The organism is Vibrio sp. 2-2(8) (genome assembly GCF_963888495.1).
In the GTDB taxonomy this organism is placed as follows: Bacteria; Pseudomonadota; Gammaproteobacteria; order Enterobacterales; family Vibrionaceae; genus Vibrio; species Vibrio anguillarum.
Genome location: NZ_CAWPJM010000051.1, coordinates 79,883 through 96,598, shown reverse-complemented (window position 1 = coordinate 96,598; position 16,716 = coordinate 79,883). Strand labels below are relative to the sequence as shown.

Here is a 16,716-nt window from a genome sequence, read left to right as displayed (position 1 = left end):
AAATTATGGCTCAAGATAAGTACTTCAGAGAAGAGCTTGCTTTCCTTAAAGAACAAGGAAAGCATTTCACTGAAATTCATCCTCAACTCTCTCGCTTTTTACACGGTAAAACGACGGATCCTGATGTCGAACGTTTATTGGAAGGCTTCGCCTTTCTCACCGCTCGCTTGCGCGAAAAAGTTGAAGATGAATTTCCTGAGCTAACGCACTCCATCATCAATATGCTGTGGCCAAATTACTTACGTCCTGTGCCGAGCATGAGTATTGTCTCGTTCAAGCCGGATAAAAGTGTCAGTGATAAGCAGCAAATCGCTCGTGGCACTCAGCTCGATAGCAAGCCTGTTTTCGGCACCAAATGTCACTTTAGAACCTGTCGTGACGTGCAGATTTACCCACTGAAATGTACTGACGTCACTGCGCAACATACTAGAGAAGCGACCATCATCGAAGTGTCGCTTAATATGTTGGGTGAGATAAGCGTCGGTGATGCGCATCTTGATGATCTGCGCTTTTACTTAGGTGGTGATAAATACAGCTCACAAATGCTCTATTTATGGCTCAACCACTACCTCGATAAGATTTCTGTTGAAGTCGCGGGGGTAGAATTTACGCTGCCGCGCAATAGCTTCCAAACGGTCGGGTTTGATAGCGAGCAGTCGCTTTTGCCCTATCCTTCCAATGTGTATGAAGGTTATCGCGTTTTGCAGGAATACTTGTCGTTTCCTGAAGCATTTCATTTTGTTGACATTACCCGTCTGGCTAGCGTAGTGCCGAAATCAGTGCATGGTGCGTTCAAACTGAAAATCAGTTTTTCGAAAACCCTGCCAGCAGACGTTCGAGTGCGTCAGGATAATTTCCAGTTGTACTGCACCCCTGTCATTAATTTGTTTGAACATGATGCCGATCCGATCGATTTAACGGGCAAGCGTTCAGAGTATCGCATTATTCCCTCTAGTCGTTACCCTTCTCACTATGAAGTGTTCAGCGTTGACGGCGTGTTCGGTTGGCAAGACAAAACTCAAGCCAGTCAACGAATTCGGGGTGAAAAACGTGTCTATTCAGCATTTGAAAGTTTTCAGCATGAAGTGGAGCGGGTTCGAAATCGTGAAGCGCTCTACTACCGTACACGAGTGAGAGACAGTATCCGTGGCGATGGATTTGATAATTTCATCTCTTTCATTCGCGGAGATGAAACGCAATCCATGCATGTCGATGAAGCCATCTCGCTCAAGCTCACCTGCACCAATCGCTTATTACCGCTCGAACTCGGTGTCGGTGACATTTGTGAGCCGACAGACAGCTCGCCCCCCTTTGCCACTTTCAGCAATATTACCGTGCCTTCACAATCTCTGCGCCCAGTACTGGATGGCAGTCTATTGTGGGTATTGATTTCTAACTTATCGCTGAATTATTTATCGCTGCTGTCCAAAGATGCCTTAAGCAGTGTGTTGCGAGCTTACGATTTCAGAGCCTTGGTGGATCGCCAAGCGGAGCGTGTTGCGCGTTTGCGTCTTGAAGGGATCCAAAAAATTGAGTCGCAACCCGTGGATAAAATATTGCGCGGTTTGCCAGTGCGAGGGCTGCAATCGACGATTCATATTGATCAAAACTGTTTTGGTTCAGAAGGGGAGCTTTACCTCTTTGGCACAGTGCTTAGCCACTTTTTTGCCCTATATGCCAGCATCAATTCGTTTCATGAGCTGATCGTTATTAACTCGTCCAATCAAGAGAAGTACACATGGGGAACACAGACAGGAATGCAGCCATTGATCTAGAGATGGCTGCGGCGGCTGTGCCGGAGCCTCTACTGGGTTTACCAAGCGATGTACGAACGTACAACTTCTACCAGTTGGTGGAACTGCTGCAAAAACTTAATGCGTTTAATCCTGAATCAGAAGATTGGGAGCGGACATGCCAGTTGGTATTCAGTGCCAACCCAAGTTTAGGCTTTGCACCAGCAGACGTAACGGATTTACGTGAGTTCGCGGATGAGCGCCTGATCTTACAAACCAATTTTTTTGGATTAACTGGGGCACAGTCACCGTTGCCTGGTTTTATTTTGCAGCAATTGGTCGAAGAAGATCCCGGTGGTTTCAAGCGGCCCTTTTTAGATTTTTTCAATAACCGGTTGATTAACCTTGTGTATCGCGTATGGCGAAAGTATCGCTATTACGTCCGTTTTCAAGCGGGTGCGCAGGATCAATTTTCATCACAGCTGTTTGCTTTAGTCGGTTTGGGTGATGCGGACTTGCGCGGCGAAACACCGATAAATTGGTGCAAGATGCTGGCTTATGCGGGCACTTTGGCTGGCCGAAGTCGTTCACCGCAAGTGGTGTCTGGCATCATCGCGCACTGTTTTGATCTGCAAGAAGTCAGTATTCGCCAGTGGGTTCGACGCAAAGTCCGGATAGAGCCTTATCAGCAGTTTTGCTTAGGTAAGCAGAATGGTGAGCTTGGGATCAACAGCATGTTGGGTGAATCAGTGATGGACTGTAACGGTAAGTTTGTTATCTGTATCAAAAACTTAACTCGAGAACGATTTGCCGATTTTTTGCCATCAGGCAAAGAACATCAACCGCTGTGTAAGTTGGTGGAGTTTATTTTACGAGAGCAGATGGCTTACGACCTTGAGCTGACCATGCACGAGAGCGAGGCTCCGGTGATGAGTTTATGTCATGACAGTGGTGTGGCTTTGGGTTGGTCATCATTTTTAGGGCGCGATTTGGCGGACAAAAGCGTGCTTATACAAGTAAGGCAATAGCGATATGCAGAAGAAGCAAACGCTTTCAATGGTAGTGACGAATGTGCAACTACTGGAATCAGGATTATCCGCACAAGCGATGTTTAATGTGCAAGGCGGTGTGATTGGCTCTGCAAGTGATGCGCATTGGCAGCTTCGTGACGGTAAAGGGAAAATTCAAAATCATCACTGTGCCATCCGTGTGATTGATGGTGCGTTTTGCATTCAAGATCTGGTTGGTAATACCTATGTTAATGGTTCCCATAAGCCGTTAGGGCAAGGTGCCTCGGCTAAGTTGGAGCATAAAGATGAAGTGGCCATTGGACCTTACCAAATTCGTGTCATTTTTGGTCAAGTGGGTGAAGACGATTCTCTGATTAATGGCTCTTTGGATCAGCTGTTTGCTAAAGAGGGGCTCGATCTACTCAAAGATGGTCCATTGGATGATATCAGCCGCGACGAGGATGAACCAGAGTCGAGCTCAATGGACCCTATCGCCGCTTTAGATGATTTATTGCAAGGCATTAAACAAGAAGAGTCGTTGCTTGAAGAGACGGAAAAACCACTCGCACAAGCACAACATTCATTAGTGCCAGAATACGATAGCCAGCAGTCGCAACTGCAGTTTACGCCTCAAGCTGACAGCGAGTATGAGATGACGTCATCGATTCGATTAAAGAAAATTCTCGGTTTTGGCAAAACCTCCACCGATTTACCACCTATTCCGGCTGTTGAGCACCATGAGACTGCGCAACCACCGACTCATTTGAACATTAATAACAGCATTTACAACGTACCTGAGGGCTTAGCGATGGACGATAAAGTATTAGATCTACTTGAGGAAGAAGTGGCGAGAAGCTACCACCCTCACTCCGAGCAACACAACAGCTCGTCAAACAATGCATCACACTTATTGACCGGCCCCATGCTCACCGGGCTAGGTGTTGACGTTGGCAATAGCCACGATATGGCGAAAATGCACATGCTTTCAGAAGAGCTTGGGCAATCGTTGCAAGCGTGTGTGCAAGGTTTGCTTGAGCTTCACCAGCAAGTGAGTGAAGGGCGTTTTGGTATGATGAATCGTAACTTACAACCGATTGAAGATAACCCACTTCGCTTGGGGCTATCATACGAAGAAACCATTCGTACTCTGTATGATGCTGATAAAAGTGTGGTGCACTTGTCTGCCCCAGCGGCGATTGCCGAAAGCCTAAAAAATGTGCGCGACCATAACGAAGCAATGCAGCACGCCACTAGCGAAGCCCTAAATCAGATTCTTAATGCCTTTTCTCCTCAAGTGCTACTGCGCCGTTTCCAACACTACAAGCGCAATAGTGATGCACAGAGTAACTCTTCAGATGCTTGGGCGTGGGAGATGTATTGCCACTACTACCAAGAGCTCACTTCTAATCGCCAAAAAGGATTTGAGAAACTGTTTTGGGAAATTTTCGAGCAGTCTTACGACAAGAAAATTCGTGAAAAACAGCTGGAGCTATAACGGTGAACAAGCGGTCTTTTGTCCTGCTGATGCTACTGACGGTATTAACCGCCTGTAGCTCATCAGAAAAGTATGAGCCAGCCACACAGCCGACCAAGGTAACGTTCAGTCTCGTTAGTGATGAAGGTACTAACCCTAATATTTGGGGTGAAGCGTCGCCGATAGAGGTTCAAGTGTTTGAGCTCAAAGATGATTCGATGTTTATGTCTGCCGATTATGACCAAGTAAAAGCAGACTACAAAAAAGCGTTACGCAGCAATTTTATCGCCAATTACGATTATGTAATGACACCAGGCCAGTTTAAGTTTGTGAACGCGTTCGAGATTGATGAAGGCACGAACTACATTGGGGTCATGGCGCATTTTGCTGAACCTGAGCTGAGTGAATGGAAAAAGGCCGTCAAAGTGCTTAACAAAGGTAGGGAATACCATCTTTTGATGTATTTCAAAGACTACGATGTAAAACTGGAAAGGGTGGAATAACAAGATGTTTGCGCGTAATCGTGTCATTTGGAATGAAGGTCTATTCATTAAACCGCAGCATTTCCAGCAGCAGCAACGCTATTTTGAATATCATATTGATGAACGCATCTCATCAGTCAGTGGCTATCTTTACGGAGTATCAGAGTTATCACTTAACCCTGAATATCTCTCTTTTGGTCGTATCGCGATCGAACGTGCGGTCGGCATTATGCCTGATGGAACCGTTTTCCGTATTCCTCAGGAAGATGTGTTGCCAGATGCGCTCGAGATTGCCGATGCTTCGCTTGCAAACCAGTTGGTCTATTTAGCGGTGCCACTTCGCAGTGAATCGTTAATGGAGATTAACTGGCCTGAAGAGCGTGGAACCGGGCGTTACTTAAGCAATCGTTTAGAAGTGCGTGATGTGCATACCGTGCGCGGTGACACCACGACGCTAGATGTCTCACCTGTTCGTGTGCAGTTGATGCTTGAAAAAGAAGACAGAAGCTCTTACGCCTCAATTGCGATCGCTCGTATTTTAGAAAAACGTCCTGATGGCAGTGTCGTACTCGATCCGGATTTTATTCCGTGCCATCTTAATGTTGCGAGCAATGCGGCTTTGCACCGTTTTATTAACGAAATCTCTGGGTTAATGCGCGAACGTGCCAAAAACATTGCTCAACGTATCAGTTCTCCCTCTCAAGGCGGGGTCGCGGATGTGTCTGATTTTATGCTGTTGCAAGCCCTGAATCGCTTACAACCCCAGATGCAACACTTGGCAGAGCTACGCAGTTTGCACCCGGAACGTTTATTTGAGTGCCTGTCATGCGTATGTGGAGAATTGGCTACATTTACCGATGAAAGTCGTTTACCACCGAGCATCCCGAGCTACAACCATGAAATGCCGACCCACTCTTTTGGGCCGCTGATCCGCAACTTAAGACAGAGCCTAAGTATCGTGCTTGAGCCTAGAGCGGTCTCGATTCAGTTGGATAAACGTAAGTACGGTCTGATGGTTGCCCCAATCCACGACCCTCAACTGGTTGAAAGCGCAGAATTCATCATCGCGGTGAAAGCACGCATGCCATTAGATGAACTGCGTCGTCTCTTTACTCAGCAGACCAAAGTATCGTCAGTGGAGAAAATCCGCGAGCTCATTTCACTGCAATTACCGGGCATTCCAATTACACCGTTACCAGTGGCACCAAGGCAGTTGCCTTACCACGCCGGTTATACCTATTACCAATTGGATAAAACCAGCTCAGCATGGTCGATGTTAGGTCGCTCAAGTGGTTTTGCTTTCCATGTCGCGGGTGCGTTTGAAGATCTTGACCTGCAATTCTGGGCGATTAGGAGCTGATGATGGCCATTGATAAAAAAAACACCCAATACAGCGGTCTGCTTTTTGACAGCGTCGAGCAGATCAACCACGACCAAGATTACTGGTTTCAACTGCGTGGTGATAACCCTAATGTTTTGATTGATGCTGCTACCCCTCTGTTTGGTTTGTCGCTGCGGGTACGCAGCTTGTCAGAGTGCGACAACATTGAGCAGATCTACAAACAGACGGTGGAAGAGATTAAAGCGATTGAAATCGAGCTTGCCGAGCAAGGGTTTGAGCATGCGATTTTGATGGCTTATCGCTACATTCTGTGCGCGTTTTTGGATGAAGCCGTCATGGGAACCGAGTGGGGTGCATCTAGTGTGTGGGCTGAACATTCTATGCTGTCTCGTTTCCACAGTGAGACTTGGGGCGGCGAAAAAGTGTTTACCATCTTAAGTCGCTTGGAAGGTGAACCTAAACGTTATCGCGCGTTGCTAGAGTTTATCTATCAATGCCTAGTGTTAGGTTTTGAAGGTAAATACCGTGTGATGGAAAGCGGCCACAACGAGCGTGAAAAGGTGATCAGTCGTTTACATGACACCGTCAGTTCGTTGGATGAAAACGAGCCGAAGGAACTGACCTCCGCCACCGACCATGTGGTGAAATCAAAATATAAGTTAAGCAGGCAGTTACCGGTTTGGTCAGTACTGCTTGGTTTTGTCATTATTTGGGTCGGTGTGTTTTTAGGCTATTCCTATTTACTGCACAGCCAATCGGCAGACGTATTAAACCAATTGAACCAAATACTCTAATTATAAAAGGCTAGGTGATTGTAGTGATCCGTATTGAATTACCCACATTAATTTCAAAACTCAATGAACAGAGTAAGCTAGCCCTAGAGCAAGCCGCTTCATTATGTATTGAACGTCAGCACCCAGAAGTGACCTATGAGCACTTCTTACATGTGTTGCTAGAGAACCCACTTTCGGATGTGCGTGTGATAGCTAAGCACGCTAACTTAGATGTGGAAACCGTAAAACAAGCCATCAGTGCAAGTTACGCTCGTGAACAAGTGTTAGATACCTATCCAGCATTCTCGCCACTGTTGGTTGAGCTATTGCAGGAAGCTTGGTTGCTTTCTACCACTGAGCTGAATCAGAATCAGCTTCGTTCAGGTGTGGTGTTTTTAGCCGCGTTGATGCGCGCTGATCGTTACCTACCACTTAAACTAATCCGTCTTTTTGAACACATCAACAAAGAGAGCCTAAACAAAGGGTTTGATACGCTGTTGCAAGACTCTTCCGAGTCGGCGGTTGAAAAAAGCAAAGCGGGTTCTCAAGCTCCTGCCGCGCTGGATGCAGCGTCATCTTCGCCACTGCATAAATACTGCACCAATGTCACGGCGCAAGCGCGTAACGGCGAACTGGACCCAGTATTGTGTCGTGAAAACGAACTCAATTTGATGATCGACATCTTGTGTCGTCGTCGTAAAAACAACCCCATCGTTGTGGGAGACGCTGGTGTCGGTAAAAGCGCCATGATTGAAGGACTTGCATTGCGTGTCGTTGCGGGCAATGTGCCGACACAGCTGCAAAATGTAGAGTTGTGCTCACTCGATCTAGGCTTGTTGCAAGCGGGTGCTTCAGTCAAAGGTGAATTTGAAAAACGTCTTAAAGGCGTGATTGACGCGATCAAAACCTCGCCTAAACCGATCATTTTGTTTATCGATGAAGCGCACACTTTAATTGGTTCTGGCAACCAAGAGGGTGGTAGTGATGCGGCCAACTTGCTCAAGCCAGCTCTTGCGCGAGGCGAGCTCAGTACTGTCGCAGCCACCACATGGAAAGAGTACAAAAAGTATTTTGAAAAAGATCCTGCGCTGACTCGTCGTTTCCAATTGGTGAAATTAGAAGAGCCGAGCATCAGCCAAGCAGTAGATATTCTGCGTGGCTTGAATCGTGTTTACGAAAAAGCCCATAACGTATTGATTACTGATGATGCATTGAAAGCAGCCGCCGAGCTTTCAGCGCGTTACATTTCAGGTAGACAACTGCCGGATAAAGCGATTGATGTGTTGGATACTGCTTGCGCGCGTATTGCAATTAATATCACCACACCGCCGAAGCGCTTAGCGCAACTAGAGACCGCTTGCCATCAACGTCAACTTGAAATTGATATGCTTGAGCGTGCTCAATATTTAGGTCAAGTGGTTGATTCGCATCGCTTGGATGAGCTATGTAGCCAAGAAGTGGCCGATGAAGCTGAAAAAGCGACCTTGACTCAAAGCTGGCAAGAGCAAAAAGCGATCATTGAGCGCATTATTACCCTACGCGATCAGCTCTTAGATGGCGCTGAGGATCATGGTGAGCAGACCCAAGTTGAGCGCGATGATTTACTTGTTCAATTGCAGGAGCAATATCGAGCTTTAGAAGAGATCCCTCATAATGATCGCCTCATGCATCCACAAGTCGATGCTCAGCAAATAGCGGAAGTGATTGCGGACTGGACGGGCGTGCCCGTTGACCAAATGAACAGCGATGAGCTACATAAAATCACCCACCTAACGGCTATTTTAGGTGAGGCAATCAAAGGGCAAGATACTGCGATTGAGCGTGTTCACCGTAACTTATTAACGGCGCGCGCGGATTTGCGCCGTCCGGGGCGTCCAAAAGGTTCCTTCCTACTCGTGGGTCCAAGTGGCGTTGGTAAAACCGAAACGGTAGTCCAACTGGCGCAACAACTTTATGGTGGTAAACAATTTTTAACCACTATCAACATGTCGGAATATCAAGAAAAGCATACCGTTTCACGCCTGATTGGTTCGCCTCCGGGTTATGTTGGTTATGGTGAGGGTGGCATTCTTACCGAAGCGATTCGTAAAATGCCGTACTCTGTGGTGCTATTAGACGAAGTTGAAAAAGCGCACCCAGAAGTACTCAATATTTTCTACCAAGCCTTTGATAAAGGTGAGCTGGCCGATGGTGAAGGTCGAGTGATCGACTGCCAAAACATCGTCTTCTTCCTCACCTCGAATTTAGGTTACCAAACCATAGTCGATTACGCGCAGCAGCCTCAGTTGCTTGATGAGCAGCTTTACCCAGAACTTGCGGCTTTTTTCAAACCCGCCTTACTGGCTCGTATGGAGATCATTCCGTATCTACCGCTCAGCAAAGAAGTGCTAGAGCAGATTGTGCGTGGCAAGTTAACCCGCCTTGAGCAGCTCTTTAAACAGCGTTATGCCGCTGACGTGGTGATTGAAGATAGCTTGATCGAAGAGATCTTAAGCCGTGCAACGCGCTCTGAAAATGGGGCTCGTATGCTGGAAGCGATCATCGAAGGTCAATTACTACCACCGATTTCATTAGCTTTGTTAAATAAACTGGCTGATAAACAACCAGTGCAACGCATCTATTTAGCGGCGGAAGAGGGTGAGTTTATTGGAGAGGTTGAGTGATCATGAGTCACTGGTTAGCTTACGCAACCGAGCTTGTTGTCGCGAGAAAGCCTAGCCAATTGGCCGCATTGTTTGTAGAAACGCTGCGCCGAGAGCTAAGGCTCGATACTTGCTTGTTACTGGTTCCCAGTTCAGACGGCCGTACCTTAGTGCCACAGGATAACCCGCTGAATTTAAGCTGGTCGGTCACCGATTTTGATTGTCCGTTTGCCCATGTATTGCAATCAGCCAAATCGATGCACTTAACCGCTGATGAATTGGTTTTTTGGCAATCTAATCGCCTGTTTAGTCAACTCACTAGCCGGGTCGGCATGTTAGATAGCGTGGTTGTACACCCGTTACCGAATGGGGATACACAAGTTCAGTCTATTTTGCTGTTGATTGGTGAAACCCATACCTTGGAAGGCCTATTTGAGCAGCCAGATTTTATCAAGTATGTGGATGTTTTTTGCCATCAGTGGTCGTTGCTTAATGAGATGCAACGGGAAGAACAAAATCGACAAAACTTATCGGAATCCTTGTCTGACGTCCAGCGAGACAACGCTCGTCGCTCATTAATTGCGAGCCTCTCTGAAACCTTAATCGGTAACAGTTTGGCGATGAAAAAATTAAGAGAGCAGATCATCAACGCCGCGCCATCACAGCTTTCAGTGATGGTGCAAGGTGAAACAGGGACAGGTAAAGAGTTGGTCGCGCAAGCGGTGCACCAACTCTCGCCCCGTAAACAAGCGCCATTTGTTGCTATTAACTGCGCGGCTATCCCTGAAAACTTATTGGAAAGTGAACTGTTCGGCTACTGCAAAGGGGCGTTTTCCGGCGCGGATAGCGATAAACAAGGGTTGATTGCGCAAGCCGATGGCGGAACCCTGTTTTTGGATGAAATCGGTGATATGCCCTTGAGCCTGCAAGCCAAATTACTGCGGGTGTTGGAATCTCGATCTTTTCGGCCGATTGGCGGTAAAAACGAACAATCTTCTGATTTTCGTTTGGTTTCAGCAACGCATGTCAATCTCCTCGAACAAGTGCGTAATAAATCGTTTCGTCAGGATCTTTATTACCGCTTATTTCAGTACCCGATCACTTTGCCACGTCTTGCGGCAAGGATGGATGACATTGAACGGCTTAGCCAACATTTTGTGCGCAGCTTTAATCAGCAGCATGCAACCAACATTCGGGGTGTGCACTATAAAGCGATCGATTGCCTAAAACGTTATGACTTTCCCGGTAACGTGCGTGAACTCAAGCACCTTATTGAATTTGGTTGTGCGCAAACACTGGATGGCACACAGGTGGAGGAGTCCTGCTTTACACAACGTTTAGCATACACTAAAGCCGATCAGCAGCCAGAGACTGAACGACATGGGCATAAGGTCGCTAAAGCTGAGTCAAGTGTCAGCCGAGTGGTGGATGATTTAAAACAAGCGGTGAATGAATTTGAGTCTCGTATTATCCGTGAGCGCCTCCAATATTTTGCTGGTGACAGGGCCAAAGCGGCCCAAAGCCTCGGTATTCCCAAGCGGACCTTGGCCTATAAATGCCAAAAATTGGAGATTAAAACACCATGAATAAACGGTTGTTTAGGCTCACAGTTTGCCTCTCTATGACGCTGTATTTTCCCATGGCAAATGCGGAAAATGACGCTGTAGCACAAGCAGAGCAATGCACTACGATCACATCTCGGTTAGAGCGATTGAGCTGTTTTGACCACCTGTTTAAAACGCCTTCTGACGTGGTGATGCCCCAAGCGGTAACGCCCAATGCACCGCTATCTTGGCAACGAGCCTTTGATAGCATCAGCCAGTATCAAGACGGGGAAGCAAGTCACTTAACCGTTGAGGGCGACGATGATAAAGGGAATGCGTGGATTACTTTGGTTGCGTTAAATCAAAATACAAAGTTTGACGATAACGCTAAACCTGTGCTGCTGATGAGCTGTATCGACAATTTGAGTCGAGTGGAATTGGCGTTTCCTAGCGCGATTGATGACCCTCGCATCCAAGTGTCGATTGCTAATATGCAGGCACAATCTTGGCGTAGTGACGATTTAGGTTTGCTCTTTTCCTCAGGCAGAGGCATGCCAGCGATTGAGATGATGAAAGCGATGGCGCGAGAAAATCGCCTTGTGCTGCGTTCAAACTCTCCTTTTGTTGATGGATTGCAGTTTGATGCGAGCGAGCTTTCGCAATCATTAACGGCACTAAAAACACGCTGTGGTTGGTAAGGAGTTCCAATGGAGTTAACCGATTATCGCCGCTGTATTACTCAGCCTATTCAAGCCGATAACCCTGTGGGTGAGCGCCTGATTGATGATCCACTGTTTGATTTTGTTGAAGATCAAATGATGAAAGTGGGGTCACTCTCCCACGCTAGTGTGCAATGGGATGAAGTCGAACACAGTACGCTCAAACTGCTCAGCGAAAAAAGTAAAGATCTCAAATTATTGATCTACTTGTTGCAGTGTTTGCATAACCAAGTCACACCGCTACGTTTCACCACGTCGCTGCAGCTGCTGAGCGATTTCATGTCCCTTTACTGGGAAGATTGCTTCCCTGCGCCAGGCAAAAGAGGCAGTTTGCCACGTCGCAAATTCTTCAGCCAGATTGTGCAGCGGTTAGCCTTAGTCATCGACAAGTTAGATTTCGCACAATTTGATGGACCAGATCGTGATGAGTTAAACACCGCGATCGACGCGCTACAGCAAGCGACTACTCAAGCCGGACTGATGTCTGAAAGCGTTGAAAGTCTAGTGGCTAAAGTTCAAGCCCAGCTGCGCCGTGCAACAGAACGTGAGCAAGCCACTCAACATGTGCAAGAGACTCCGGCGGTTGAACGTAAAACCACCACCCAGAGCGCCATCTCCGTCGACAGTTCAAGTGACAAAGCCACTAAGCAGACCTTACTAAAGGTAGCTGAGTTTTTGTCTGAACAAGAGTTCGGCATTGCCTTGGCAATACGAGTCAGGCGTTTTGCCGTGTGGTCAAGTATTACCTCATTACCTGAGCACGACGTCAGCGGTGAAACACTGTTACGGGCGATGGCGCAAGAACGAATCAAAGAGTATCACGACCAAATGCGTAGCCCAGATTTAGCCTTATGGCGCAAGGTAGAGCAGAGTTTGACCATGGCACCTTACTGGTTTGAAGGGCAGATGATGAGCTATCAAATCGCGCAAAGCTTAGGCCAAAAGGCGTGGAGTGAAGCCATTTTGAGTGAAAGCCAGCAGTTTGTGGCACGTCTACCTGCGCTGCTCGAGTTGAAATTCAAAGGAGGCGAGCCTTTTGTCAATGCGAGCGTAAAAGAGTGGCTACTCAGCCAGCAGCAAAGTAGCGCCCAAGGCCAAGTAGCAGGTGATTGGCAAGACAAACGCAAAGAGGCGTTTAGCTTAGCGAAAGAGGGAGGCATTGCGGTGGCGCTCTCTATGCTCAACGATGGTCTGGTCAGCGCCAGTGAGCCAAGGGATAAATTCTATTGGCGGTTATTATCGGCTGATTTGTTAAATAGCAATAATTTAGATGCGATGGCGAAAGAACAGTACCAAACGTTACATGCTCAGGTTAGCACCATGAGCGTTACCGATTGGGAACCCTCATTAGTTGAGCAATTAGAACAATACACAACGTCAGAGTAAACGAAGGACACAAACCCATGTGGAAATTTATTGTTGGGATCGCAAGAAAGTTAACACCGGGCATTGCCGCGGCGATGCCTATTTTGCTATTTAGCACATTCATTCTATTGAATGTTGCGATTTGGTGGGCAGGCCCTTGGCTAGAGATCGCGGGTAATAAGCCACTTGAATCGATAACCGCTCGCGCAGTGGCAAGTAGCTTGTTCACTTTAGGTGCATTGGCCGTTTGGGGTGTTTGGCAGTGGCGAAAATTGCAAGGTTTTAAAGCCGAGCAAAAGCGTGAAGATCAGCTTCGCCAAGATCCAATTAAAGCCTATGAAGAGCGCCAAGAGGTTGAGCTGAACCAAGTGATGGTCAGCATGAAAGAGAACCTCAATAAACGTAATTATCTTTATGCGTTGCCATGGTATTTAGTGCTCGGTTTGGAAAATGCCGGTAAAACCAGCCTCATCAACCGCTCTGGGCAAAACTTTGTTTTTTCTTCGGTAATGCGAGCCTCGGGTCAAAAAAGTGAAAACCCGTATTCGTTTGATTGGTGGATTGGCGATGAATCGGTATTGATCGATCCAGATGGAGAGCTACTGACACAAGGTAACCATAGTAATGATAACGATGGTGCGATGGAACGCCGTTTGTGGCTTCATTTTGTTAATTGGTTGGAGAGAACGCGTAGCCGTCGTCCACTCAACGGTATCGTTTTAGCGTTAGACGTTTCTCACTTAGCAACCGCAACTGCAACCGAGCGTAAAGCTTACGCCAATTTATTACGTGCTCGCTTACGTGAACTGATGGAGACGTTATCCACGCGTTTACCTGTCTATATTGCATTGACGAAATTGGATTTATTACACGGTTTTGAACCTTTCTTTAAACATTACTCGCGCAGTCAGCGTGAAGATGTGCTGGGCTTTACCTTTTCGCTCGACTCTATTGATGACTTGGATAACTGGCTCAACGAGTTTTCAAAAGACTACAGTCAGTTTGTTGAGCGCATTAATGATGTACTGCCGCATGCGGTTTCTGTACCTATGGATCTCGAAGAGCGCAATGCTATTTATAGCTTCACGCGTCAAATTTCTGGTTTAAAAGAGATCTTATTACAATTTTTCAACGATGCATTGGCCAGTGATCAGTTCTCTACGTCGGCTTTGGTGCGTGGTGCGTATTTCACTTCTGTGTATCAACAAGGCGTACCCACAAACGCATTTGATGATGCCGCTTCACGTCGTTACGGGCTAGATCATGCGATCAACAAAGCGCAGCAAGCCAAAAACTCAACGGTTTATTTCACACAAAAACTGTTTAATAACATCATCTATCCTGAAGCTGGGCTTGCCTCGGATAATTTTCGTGTTGCGAAGCAAAAACGGCGCTTGATTGGTTTGTCAGTAGTGGCCGGCTCTATTGCAACTGTGTTATTAGTCGGCACTTGGCATCGTTATTACCTTAGTAACGTGAAGCACTCTGATGCGGTGTTAGCGAAAGTAAACGAGTACAAAAACGAGTTCCCCTCTAATCTTTATTTAGCCTCTCAGCAAGATGTTCTCGTGCCGCTCAATAAAATTCGTGAAGCGACGTTAGAGTTTGGCTTCTTCCGTGATAAACCACAGTACATTTCCGATTTTGGTTTGTACCAAGGCCACACGATTGGTCCAATGGTTGAAGCTACTTATTTGAATTTATTGGAAAACCGATTTTTACCTCTGCTAATGGCTGATGTCGTTGTGCAGCTTAACCAAGCCAAAACAGATGAAGAGAAACTGGCCGTGCTGCGTGTTTATCGCATGATGGTAGATAAAAGTGGCCGCTATAAGGATTATGTACTCGATTATTTCTCCAAATACTGGCAGCAAGAGTTCGCTGGGCAACGCGTGATCCAAGAAGAACTACTGGGGCATTTAGACTACGCCATGTTACACACGGATTTAGCGGGTGATCGCGCGCGCGGTGATCGCAATGCAGAGTCGGTGATGAAGCCTTATGATCAGGTGGTGGCGAAAGTGCAGTCTGATCTTGGTTCTATGCCTAACGATCAACGTGTTTACCGTAATTTGAAGTTGAATGCACAAACGGTTCTTGGCCCCTCGATCAATTTACGCAACTTGATTGGCCCCGTCTTTGATGTGGTTTTTGAAGAGCGAGTGGTCAACAGCAGCTCGCTGTATATTCCGCAAATGCTTACCAAAAAAGGGTTTGAAGATTACTTCATGCCGCAATCAGAATCCGTTTCTGAGCTGGCCTTGATCGACAGTTGGGTACTAGGGCAATCCAAATCGGCTCAATTTAGCGAAGCGGATAAGCATGACCTTCGTAACAAAATCCGCAGCTTGTATGTGGCGGACTACACCAATACCTGGCGTGCGGCTCTTAATGAAATCAGCGTTAAGTATTTTAGCGACATCAATGACGCGGTGTCAGTATTAGAAAACTTTACCGGCAACATTGAACCGATGCAGCGTTTGCTTCGCACTTTAGAAAGCAATACTCAAATGTATGCCAGTGTGCCTAAAGATGAAGCCGCGCAAAAAGAGCTGTTAAAAAATCCAAAATACAAAGTTGCTTCGCAGATTGATGCGCCCTTTGCTGAACTAAACGCTATGCTCAAGCCGGTTGGTGATAAGCCAGCGTACATCAATGAAGTGTTAGTGGCGGTGGAAGAGTTACAAAATTACCTCAAATCTATTCAAGAAGCGCCAGATGTTGGTATGGCTGCGCTTGATGCCACTAAAGCACGCGTAAAATTAGTGAACGCTGATCCAATTTACACGGTGAAACGTATTGCATCAGGTTTGCCTAAACCGCTCGATACTATGGTGTCTAAACTGGCGGATGAGAGTTGGTATGTTGTCAAACAAGAAGCGATTAAGCACCTTGAAGTTCGTTGGCATGATGATGTTTACAAAACCTTTGAAGAGAAATTAGCTGGTCGCTATCCATTTAATGAGTCATCCAACAAAGACAGTTCTCTTTCTGACTTTGAAGCGTTTTTTGCGCCCAATGGCACATTAGACAACTTCTACAACAACCAGCTAAGAATGTTTGTGGAAGAAAATATTGCGGTCAATGATGACGATAACGCGCAGTCGATTATTCGCAAAGACGTTCTAGAACAGCTCAAGCAGGCGAAGAAAATTCAGCAAGCTTTCTTTAACCGCAAAGGGGTCTTAGACGTTAGTTTCTCGGTTGAACCGTTACGCTTGAGCAACAACAAACGCCGCAGTGTGCTGAATGTTGATGGTCAATATCTCGCTTATAGTCACGGCCCAAGAGACAGTGTCGAGTTGATTTGGCCAAATACGCTGCGTGATTCTGCGATCTCTAAAGTAACGTTAGTGCCGACTAAAAATAATATGTCGCCACGAAGTATTAATATCCAAGGTCCGTGGGCATTTTTCCGCTTGCTTGAACAAGGTGATGTGGTGGGTGCTAGTTCCACGTCGGTTGACTTTAAGTTTGCAGTTGACGGTGGTGAGATGATTTATCGACTCAATTCAGAGGCAGATATTAACCCATTCACCGAGCGGTTATTTAAGTCATTCAAACTCTCGAAAACCCTTTACTAAAATAATAGTGAGGAGCGATTGGTCATCGTTCCTCAACTCACTTAGGAC

Annotated in this window: 11 protein-coding genes; all 11 read left to right on the top strand. The window is 46.6% G+C overall.

Annotated elements, in window-relative coordinates; translation table 11 throughout:
* The first annotated feature begins 5 nt into the window (after window positions 1–5).
* The 11 genes from tssF to tssM are packed head-to-tail and all read left to right on the top strand — an operon-like array spanning window position 6 to window position 16,668.
* A complete protein-coding gene (gene tssF, locus AACV12_RS13235) occupies window positions 6–1,775 on the top strand; it encodes a type VI secretion system baseplate subunit TssF (protein WP_170900476.1) in 1,770 nt (589 codons plus the stop codon).
* Window positions 1,739–2,761, top strand: a complete 1,023-nt coding sequence (gene tssG, locus AACV12_RS13230; RefSeq protein WP_026028436.1) for a type VI secretion system baseplate subunit TssG — start codon at window positions 1,739–1,741, stop codon at window positions 2,759–2,761. The genes tssF and tssG overlap by 37 nt, the downstream gene beginning before the upstream one ends.
* 4 nt (window positions 2,762–2,765) lie before the next feature.
* Window positions 2,766–4,238 carry a type VI secretion system-associated FHA domain protein TagH gene (tagH, locus tag AACV12_RS13225; RefSeq protein WP_170900474.1) on the top strand — a complete coding sequence of 491 codons (1,473 nt, stop codon included), beginning with the start codon at window positions 2,766–2,768 and terminating at the stop codon, window positions 4,236–4,238.
* 2 nt (window positions 4,239–4,240) lie between these two features.
* Window positions 4,241–4,720: a type VI secretion system lipoprotein TssJ gene (tssJ, locus tag AACV12_RS13220; RefSeq protein ID WP_013868298.1), complete on the top strand. Its 480-nt coding sequence runs from the start codon at window positions 4,241–4,243 to the stop codon at window positions 4,718–4,720.
* Between the two features lie 4 nt (window positions 4,721–4,724).
* Complete coding sequence (gene tssK / locus AACV12_RS13215; protein ID WP_017044997.1) at window positions 4,725–6,059, top strand: type VI secretion system baseplate subunit TssK; 1,335 nt, start codon at window positions 4,725–4,727, stop codon at window positions 6,057–6,059.
* Window positions 6,060–6,061: 2 nt separating this feature from the next.
* Window positions 6,062–6,835, top strand: coding sequence for a type IVB secretion system protein IcmH/DotU (gene icmH, locus AACV12_RS13210; RefSeq protein ID WP_026027751.1), 774 nt, complete (start codon window positions 6,062–6,064; stop codon window positions 6,833–6,835).
* A gap of 23 nt (window positions 6,836–6,858) precedes the next feature.
* On the top strand, window positions 6,859–9,477 hold the full coding sequence (tssH, locus tag AACV12_RS13205; protein WP_170900471.1) for a type VI secretion system ATPase TssH: 2,619 nt from the start codon (window positions 6,859–6,861) through the stop codon (window positions 9,475–9,477).
* A gap of 2 nt (window positions 9,478–9,479) precedes the next feature.
* On the top strand, window positions 9,480–11,042 hold the full coding sequence (locus AACV12_RS13200) for a sigma-54 interaction domain-containing protein (RefSeq protein WP_170900469.1): 1,563 nt from the start codon (window positions 9,480–9,482) through the stop codon (window positions 11,040–11,042).
* On the top strand, window positions 11,039–11,698 hold the full coding sequence (gene vasI, locus AACV12_RS13195; protein WP_017043575.1) for a type VI secretion system-associated protein VasI: 660 nt from the start codon (window positions 11,039–11,041) through the stop codon (window positions 11,696–11,698). The genes AACV12_RS13200 and vasI overlap by 4 nt, the downstream gene beginning before the upstream one ends.
* A 9-nt stretch (window positions 11,699–11,707) precedes the next feature.
* On the top strand, window positions 11,708–13,105 hold the full coding sequence (tssA, locus tag AACV12_RS13190) for a type VI secretion system protein TssA (protein ID WP_017046812.1): 1,398 nt from the start codon (window positions 11,708–11,710) through the stop codon (window positions 13,103–13,105).
* A 17-nt stretch (window positions 13,106–13,122) separates the two neighbouring features.
* On the top strand, window positions 13,123–16,668 hold the full coding sequence (gene tssM / locus AACV12_RS13185; RefSeq protein ID WP_013868305.1) for a type VI secretion system membrane subunit TssM: 3,546 nt from the start codon (window positions 13,123–13,125) through the stop codon (window positions 16,666–16,668).
* The last annotated feature ends 48 nt before the right edge of the window (window positions 16,669–16,716 follow it).

Coding starts and splice junctions, on each gene's coding strand:
- icmH (WP_026027751.1), top strand. CDS start 6,062: ATGGCCATTGATAAAAAAAACACCCAATACAGCGGTCTGCTTTTTGAC.
- tagH (WP_170900474.1), top strand. CDS start 2,766: ATGCAGAAGAAGCAAACGCTTTCAATGGTAGTGACGAATGTGCAACTA.
- tssA (WP_017046812.1), top strand. CDS start 11,708: ATGGAGTTAACCGATTATCGCCGCTGTATTACTCAGCCTATTCAAGCC.
- tssG (WP_026028436.1), top strand. CDS start 1,739: ATGGGGAACACAGACAGGAATGCAGCCATTGATCTAGAGATGGCTGCG.
- AACV12_RS13200 (WP_170900469.1), top strand. CDS start 9,480: ATGAGTCACTGGTTAGCTTACGCAACCGAGCTTGTTGTCGCGAGAAAG.
- vasI (WP_017043575.1), top strand. CDS start 11,039: ATGAATAAACGGTTGTTTAGGCTCACAGTTTGCCTCTCTATGACGCTG.
- tssF (WP_170900476.1), top strand. CDS start 6: ATGGCTCAAGATAAGTACTTCAGAGAAGAGCTTGCTTTCCTTAAAGAA.
- tssK (WP_017044997.1), top strand. CDS start 4,725: ATGTTTGCGCGTAATCGTGTCATTTGGAATGAAGGTCTATTCATTAAA.
- tssM (WP_013868305.1), top strand. CDS start 13,123: ATGTGGAAATTTATTGTTGGGATCGCAAGAAAGTTAACACCGGGCATT.